Source organism: Cupriavidus sp. 05N40, assembly GCF_056397305.1.
This window is the reverse complement of sequence record NZ_JBFTND010000284.1, coordinates 1-7,263: the sequence shown is the minus strand read 5'-3', so window position 1 is coordinate 7,263 and position 7,263 is coordinate 1. Positions and strand designations below refer to the sequence as shown.

Below are 7,263 nucleotides of genomic sequence, written 5' to 3'. Positions count from 1 at the left end.
ATCCAGTTCCCCGATGCAGCGTGGCACGTCCTCGCGCGCGCGATACAGCAGGTAGAGCACGCCAAGCGCGTCGAAGAACTCGCTGCCGGCAAAGGTGCGGCGCCGCCAGTAGCCCTGGCGGATCACCGGCAGGTTGGCTGCGATGGTGGCGCCCAGCAGCGTGACGAGCCAGCTCAGGTAGATCCACAGCAAGAAGGTGGGGAGTGCCGCAAAAGTGCCATAGACCGCCGTGTAGGTCGGGATATGCATGACGAAATAGCCAAAGCCACGCTTGGCGCATTCGAAGGCCAGGGCGGCGACCAGGCCGGCGGTGATGGCGTCGCGCCATTCCACGCTGGCATTGGGCACGGCAATGTACAGGAGGGCGAAGGCGAGCGCGGACAGCACCACCGGCGTCAGGCTCACCATCAGGCCGAGCCCCAGCGGCATGGTGCCCACGTAGCCGGCCGAGACAGAAATCAGGTAGGAACTGATCGACAGGCTCGCGCCGATCAGCACCGGCCCCAGCGTCAGCACCGCCCAGAACACCAGCACCCGCTGCGCCAGCGGGCGCCGCTGCTTGACGCGCCAGATCGCGTTGAGCGCGTCTTCGACCGTCAGCATGGTCAGCACCGAGGTCACCATCAGGCCGCCCAGGCCGACCGCGGTCAGGCCCTTGGCGTTCTTGGCAAACTGGCCCAGATAGCTGGTGATGGAATTGCTGACGTTGCCGGGAATCAGGTTCTGGAACAGGAAGGTCTCGATGGCGCTGCGGAACTCGCGGAACACCGGGAACGCCGCCAGCAGCGCAAATGCCACCGTCAGCACCGGCACCACCGCCAGCACGGTGGTGAAGGTGAGGCTGGCCGATACCTGCGGCAGCCGGTCCTCGCCCGCGCGACGCAGCGCGTAGCGGGTGAGCGCGCGCAGTTTCTGCAGATTCCATTCCCTGCGCAGGCGAACGATGCGGGCGGCGAACATGCGGGGACTAACTCCTTACCTGATTCAGTGAAAGCGCGCCGGCACACTGCGGCGGCAGCCCTGGCGGCACMCCTGGACGGGCCACGCCGGGGCCACAACTATAATACGCGCATTGCCCTGCGCGCCGCGCCGGGCACCAACCCGGCACCAGAGCYGCCGCCGCCCGGCGCGGCACGCCGCAGCCTCGTCAATGACCGAAATCCTCGTCCTCTACTACAGCCGCCACGGCAGCACCCGCAAGCTGGCCGAACTGATCGCCAACGGCATCGACAGCGTACCCGGGGCCCATGCCCGGCTGCGCACGGTACCGCCGGTTTCCACCGTCAGCGAGGCTACCGCCCCCGACATTCCCGGCGAAGGCCCGCCCTATGCCGAACTGCGCGACCTGGAAGAGTGCCAGGGCCTGGCGCTGGGCAGCCCCACCCGCTTCGGCAACATGGCCGCGCCGATGAAGTACTTCCTCGACGGCACCGTGGCGCAATGGCTGTCGGGCGCGCTCAGCGGCAAGCCCGCCTGCGTGTTCACCGCCACCGGCAGCCTGCACGGCGGCCAGGAAACCACCCTGCTGTCGATGATGCTCCCCCTGCTGCATCACGGCATGCTGCTGATGGGCCTGCCCTATTCGGAGAGCGCGCTGATGACCACCACCAGCGGCGGCACGCCTTATGGCCCGAGCCACCATGCACGCGTGGACAACAGCGCACCGGTCTCCGAGGACGAAGCCGTGCTGGCGCGYGCCATGGGCCGCCGCCTGGCCGAGACTGCCGTGCGGCTGGCCGCCGGGAGCCGCGCATGAGCGCCGCCGAGACGGCCGGCGCCGGGGGCGCCGACGGCGCGCTGCACAGCGCCGCGCTGTTCCGCCTGAGCGCCGGCAGCCTGATCGCGCTGATCCTGTTGTGCATCGGCTGGGAATGGTTTCTTGCCCCGCTGCGCCCAGGCGGCTCGTGGCTGATCCTGAAATTCCTGCCGCTGCTGCTGCCGCTGCGTGGCGTACTCGCCCGCAACCGCTACACCATGCAGTGGTCGTCGATGCTGATCCTGCTGTTCTTTACCGAAGGCATCGTGCGCGCCACCAGCGACCGCTCGCCCTCCTCCACGCTCGCGTGGATCGAGGTGGCGCTGTCGCTGCTGTTCTTCTTCGCCACCATCCTTTACCTGCGCCCGTACAAGCGCCGCGCCAAGGCGCTGCAGCCGGGCAAGCCGCGCAAACAGGCTCGCAAGTAGCCGCACCGGACCCACCGCCATGAACGCCACGCAGCTCGAATCCTTCCTTGCGCTCTGCCGCGCCGCGCTGGGCAGCCAGCATGTGCTGACCGAAGACGCCGACAAGGCTCCCTACCTGACCGACTGGCGCAAGCGCTATACCGGCGAAGCAGTCGCGGTGCTGCGCCCCGGCAACACCGAAGAGGTGGCCGCCGCCGTGCACGCCTGCCACGCGCACAAGCTCGCCATGGTGCCGCAGGGCGGCAATACCGGGTTGTGCGGCGGCGCCACGCCGGCGGCGGGCACGGAATCGGTGGTGATCTCGCTGCAGCGGCTGAACCGCGTGCGCCAGCTCGACCCGCTCAACAACACGGTCACCGTGGAAGCCGGCGTGATCCTGCAGCAGCTGCAGGATGCCGCGCGCGAGCACGGCCGCCTGTTCCCGCTCAGCCTGGCGGCCGAAGGCAGCTGCACCATCGGCGGCAACCTCGGCACCAACGCGGGCGGCACCGGGGTGCTGCGCTATGGCAATACGCGCGAGCTATGCCTGGGGCTGGAAGTGGTGACGCCCGCCGGCGAGATCTGGGACGGCCTGCGCGGCCTGCGCAAGGACAATACCGGCTATGACCTGCGCGACCTCTTCATCGGCGCCGAAGGCACGCTAGGCATCATCACCGCCGCCGTGATGAAGCTCTATCCGCTGCCGCGTGCGCGCGTGACCGCGCTGGCCGCGGTGGCCAGCCCGCGCGCCGCGCTGGCCCTGCTGGCCATCGCCCAGCAGCGCGGCGGCGCCTTGCTGACCGGCTTCGAGCTGATGTCGCAGACATGCCTGTCGCTCGTCACCACGCACTTCCCGCAACTGCGCTACCCGTTCGACCGGCCGCACCCGCAGGTCGTATTGCTGGAGCTGTCCGACAGCGAAAGCGAGGACCACGCGCGCGCCATCTTCGAGGCGATGATGGAGACCGCTTTCGAAGCCGGCGTGGCCGCGGATGCGGTGGTCGCCGAATCCGTGCAGCAGTCGCGCGACTTCTGGAACCTGCGCGAGCACATTCCGCTGGCGCAGGTGGAGGAAGGCAAGAACATCAAGCACGATATCGCCGTGCCGATCTCGCGCGTCGCCGATTTCATCGACACCACCGACGCGCTCATCCAGCAGGCCTTTCCGGGCGCGCGCATGGTCACCTTCGGCCATCTCGGCGACGGCAACCTGCACTACAACGTGTCGCCACCGGTGGGCGAAAACCACGACGCCTTCCTCGACAACAGCAAGGCCATCAACGCGATCGTGCACGACAGCGTGCACGCCCACCGCGGTTCGATCTCCGCCGAGCATGGCCTGGGCCAGCTCAAGCGCGAGGAAAACCGCCGCTACAAGAGCGAGGTGGAACTGGCCATGATGCGGGCCATCAAGCAAGCGCTGGACCCGCAAGGCCTGATGAATCCCGGCAAGGTCATCTAAGCCGCACCGCGGACAGGGCGCGCTTCAGGCGTCGCCCTGCTCCGCGATATGCTGGTCCTTCAGTTTCACGTAGTTGGCCGCCGTGTAGCTGAAGAAGGCGCGCTCCTTCCCGGTGAGCTGCCGCGCCTGCCGCGCCGGGCTGCCGACGTAGAGATGGCCGCCTTTGAGCACCTTGCCCGGCGGCACCAGGGTGCCGGCGCCGAGAATCACCTCGTCCTCGATCACCGCGCCGTCCATCACGATGGCGCCCATGCCGATCAGGATGCGGCTGCCGACCGTGCAGCCATGCAGCAGCGCCTTGTGGCCGATGGTGACATCGTCGCCGATCGTGAGCGGGAAACCATCCGGATTGAACGGCCCCGCATGCGTGATATGCAGTACGCTGCCATCCTGCACGCTGGTGCGCGCGCCGATGCGGATGCGGTGCATGTCGCCGCGGATGGTCACCAGCGGCCAGACGGAACTGTCGGCGCCGATCTCGATGTCGCCGATCAGCACGGCACTGGCATCGACGAACACGCGGTCGCCGAGTTGGGGGGCTTTGCCCTGGAAGCTGCGGATGGTCACGATGAAATCCTGGAATACGGGAATACGGGAATGCCGGAAAACTGAACTGCCTTCTCTGCTGTACCGCCGATAATTGGATGAGCGCGGCGGCCCAGGCACCGGAACACGGCCCGGCGCCGGGGCGAGACTCTCATGAATTGCATTCCGGCTGCAAGTCCCCAGGCCTGCGCCACAGCCAGCCACTGGCGCAATTGCGCCTGGAACTGCGCCAGCGCCTGTTGGACGGGGCAATGTGCGCCAGCGTGACCTCGCCTTGCTCGCGGGCCGCCCGTACTGCCCGGCAGTGCGTCACCAGCTCCGTCGCGCCAATGTCCACCGTGCCGGCCAGGCCATGCGCCAGCCCGCTTGCGAACCGAAGGAATCGACGGCTTCTCGATTGCCGCCGTCGCAGCAGGATCGGGCTTGCCGGTAGCCAATATCTACCGCCGCTTTCGCGCCAAGGAAGACATCCTGGCGGCCATCAAGCAGGAAGTAACCGACCGGATCGAGCGGGCCGTCATCGAAAGACTGCAAAACGAACAGTTCACCGATATCCGAGGCCTGGTGCTCGCGCTTGTCGATGCATTGGTGAAAGGGTTTTGCCGTGATGAACCGTTGCATAAGGTCTTGTCCGATCCTCGCGTGAAATCCGCGGCATTGAGCCAGATAGGCACTCTCGGTCGACGGCATATCTACCTTCAATATCGCGCCTCCCTTGGCTCAATTCTTCCGCCGCTGACGGCAGCCCGTGCCAACTTGATCGCGGCCTTTTCATTTCAGATCATTGCTTCAGCGCTTGTTGGAAAGGTCAGCGAGAATGACGGGGCGTTCGTTTCCATGTCCTGGAAGACTGTCGGTACCGAAGCCGCGACGGCTGCGATCGCCTAGATGAACCTCTTTTTTTCGTGGGTTATCGCATGCGCTCATGCGACGCCTACCGCATCACCGACAAGGGCGTGCGGGCCATTTCTGGCTGGATTTTTTATTCGTAAAATCAGCACGTTAGAAGACAACCGGGTCAACCTTGGCTCAATTCCCCCAAAAAATATGAGTCATCAAGCCAATCCTGGCTCAATCCTCCCCGAAAACCGCGGATGGCGGAGCCTGCGGGAACCCTGGGCCGCTCGGCCAATTCCGAAATTACTACATAACTCGTTGTTTCTTAAAGTGTCTTTAAGCCACTAAGGAGATTGGCATGGCGTTTGCGATAGACCCTCTGTCATCAGCGATGGCATCCCGGCCCATCAGGCCATTTTCACGACAACGGAGTCTGTCATGCCTACACCCGCCTATATCAGCATCCAGGGCAAGACCCAGGGCAACATCACCCAGGGCGCCTTCACCGCCGACTCGGTCGGCAACGTCTACGTCGAAGGCCACGAGGACCAGATCCTGGTCCAGGAAATCGAACACCGCATCGCCACCCCGACCGATCCGCAGAGCGGCCAGCCCTCGGGCCAGCGCGTGCACAAGCCCTTCACCTTCACCAGCCCGCTGAACAAGTCCACGCCGCTGCTGTACCAGGCCCTGGCCACCGGCGAGATGCTGCCGACCGTGGAAATCAAGTGGTACCGCACCTCCACCGAAGGCAAGCAGGAGCACTTCTTCACCACCAAGCTCGAAGACGCCACCATCGTCGACATCAACCAGGTGCTGCCGCATGCGCAGGACCCGAGCAAGGCGGAGTACACCCAGTTGGTCAAGGTCGCCATGGCCTACCGCAAGATCACCTGGACGCATGCCATCGCAGGCACCGAAGCCTCCGACGACTGGCGCAAGCCGCAGGAAGCCTGACAGCCCGGGCGAACCCATGCAGCCGGCGGCACGCGCCGGCCGCGTTTTCCTCTGGCCAGTAAACGATCGGTGCTCGCGCCCCGATCGGCAAGGAGCACACCATGGCACGCCAGTCCGACCTGCGCTTCAGCTTCGCCGTCGTCGGCGGGGTGGACTTCGAGGTCATCGAGTTCGATCTCGACGAAGCCCTCTCCGAGACCTTCCGCCTCGACGTGCAGTTGGCCCAYGCCGACCCCGACCTCGACTTCGCYACCATCCTCGACCRGCCCGCCCTGCTCACCCTCTGGCGTGGCGACGAACCGGTGCGCCATGTCCATGGGCTGGTCAGCMGCTTCGAGCAAGGCGACACCGGCTTTCGCCGCACGCGCTACCGCGCCGTGGTCGAGCCCGCCCTCGCCCGCCTGCGCCTGTCCTCCGACTGGCGCATCTTCCAGACCCTGTCCGTGCCCGAGATCCTCCAGCACGTGCTCAAGGACCACGGCCTGACCACCCACTACGAGCAGATCGTCACCACCGAGCACCTGCCCCGCGAATACTGCGTGCAGGCCGGCGACACCGACCTGCATTTCCTCGAACGCATTGCCCGCGAGGAAGCCTTCTACTTTGCCTTCCGCCATGACGCCGACGGCCACCGCATGATCCACAGCGACCGCCTGTTCGTGCAGGGCCGCATCGCCGGCGGACCCGTGCGCTACAACCCCACCCCCGGCGGCGACCAGCCCGAGCCCGCCCTGCACCGCTTCACCTACACCGAGAACGTGCGTACGGCACGCCAGACCCAGCGCGATTACACGTTCACCCATCCACAGTACGACCAGGAGCATTCTCGCCTCGGCTCCGACCTAGATCACCAGGCGTCCGCCTACGCGCGTTACGACTATCCCGGTCGCTACAAGCGCGACGAAGCCGGCAAGCCCTTCACCGAAGCGCGCCTGCGCGGCCACCGCCGCGACGCCCGCCTTGCCCGCGTGGAGGGCGACGACCCGCGCCTCGTGCCAGGCCTGTCCTTCGAGCTCACCGGCCACCCCCGCGACGACATGAACCACGGCTGGCGCCCCATACGCATGCGCCACCACGGCGTGCAGCACACCAGCCAGGCCGAAGAGAGCGCCGGCAGCGAACAAGGTACTCGCTACAACTACACCGCCGAACTGGTCCCCGACCGGACCGAATGGCGCGCCGAACCGTTGCCCAGGCCGTGCATCGAGGGGCCGCAATCGGCCACCGTGGTCGGCCCGGCCGGCGAAGAGATCTACTGCGACGAATGGGGCCGGGTCAAGGTGCAGTTCCCGTGGGAC

The 7,263-nt window shown here is 66.3% G+C and carries 8 protein-coding genes; 6 read left to right on the top strand and 2 right to left on the bottom strand.

From position 1 onward, the window contains the following. Positions 1 to 960 (bottom strand): YihY family inner membrane protein (locus AC1DO7_RS37730; RefSeq protein WP_477117323.1); only part of this gene is annotated, 960 nt, incomplete at its 3' end. 190 nt (positions 961 to 1,150) lie between these two features. Here AC1DO7_RS37730 and wrbA point away from each other — a divergent pair. From wrbA to AC1DO7_RS37715, 3 genes are read left to right on the top strand one after another with little or no spacing between them, the layout of a single operon-like run. Continuing rightward, on the top strand, positions 1,151 to 1,756 hold the full coding sequence (gene wrbA / locus AC1DO7_RS37725) for an NAD(P)H:quinone oxidoreductase (RefSeq protein ID WP_441616480.1): 606 nt from the start codon (positions 1,151 to 1,153) through the stop codon (positions 1,754 to 1,756). After that, positions 1,753 to 2,184 (top strand): DUF2069 domain-containing protein, encoded by a 432-nt coding sequence (locus AC1DO7_RS37720; protein WP_441616482.1) that lies wholly within the window; start codon positions 1,753 to 1,755, stop codon positions 2,182 to 2,184. The genes wrbA and AC1DO7_RS37720 overlap by 4 nt, the downstream gene beginning before the upstream one ends. Before the next feature lie 19 nt (positions 2,185 to 2,203). Next, complete coding sequence (locus tag AC1DO7_RS37715; RefSeq protein WP_441616484.1) at positions 2,204 to 3,625, top strand: FAD-binding oxidoreductase; 1,422 nt, start codon at positions 2,204 to 2,206, stop codon at positions 3,623 to 3,625. A gap of 24 nt (positions 3,626 to 3,649) precedes the next feature. Here the strand turns inward: AC1DO7_RS37715 and AC1DO7_RS37710 are convergent, their stop codons facing one another. Next, on the bottom strand, positions 3,650 to 4,192 hold the full coding sequence (locus AC1DO7_RS37710; RefSeq protein ID WP_441616486.1) for a gamma carbonic anhydrase family protein: 543 nt from the start codon (positions 4,190 to 4,192) through the stop codon (positions 3,650 to 3,652). Positions 4,193 to 4,537: 345 nt separating this feature from the next. On the opposite strand from AC1DO7_RS37710, the gene AC1DO7_RS37705 reads away from it, so the two are divergent. From AC1DO7_RS37705 to AC1DO7_RS37695, 3 genes are all read left to right on the top strand, one after another. After that, on the top strand, positions 4,538 to 5,059 hold the full coding sequence (locus tag AC1DO7_RS37705; RefSeq protein ID WP_441616488.1) for a TetR/AcrR family transcriptional regulator: 522 nt from the start codon (positions 4,538 to 4,540) through the stop codon (positions 5,057 to 5,059). A gap of 387 nt (positions 5,060 to 5,446) precedes the next feature. Continuing rightward, positions 5,447 to 5,965 (top strand): Hcp family type VI secretion system effector, encoded by a 519-nt coding sequence (locus AC1DO7_RS37700; protein WP_441616490.1) that lies wholly within the window; start codon positions 5,447 to 5,449, stop codon positions 5,963 to 5,965. A 101-nt stretch (positions 5,966 to 6,066) separates the two neighbouring features. Further along, on the top strand, positions 6,067 to 7,263 hold a 1,197-nt coding region (locus AC1DO7_RS37695; protein ID WP_477117322.1), incomplete at its 3' end, for a type VI secretion system Vgr family protein.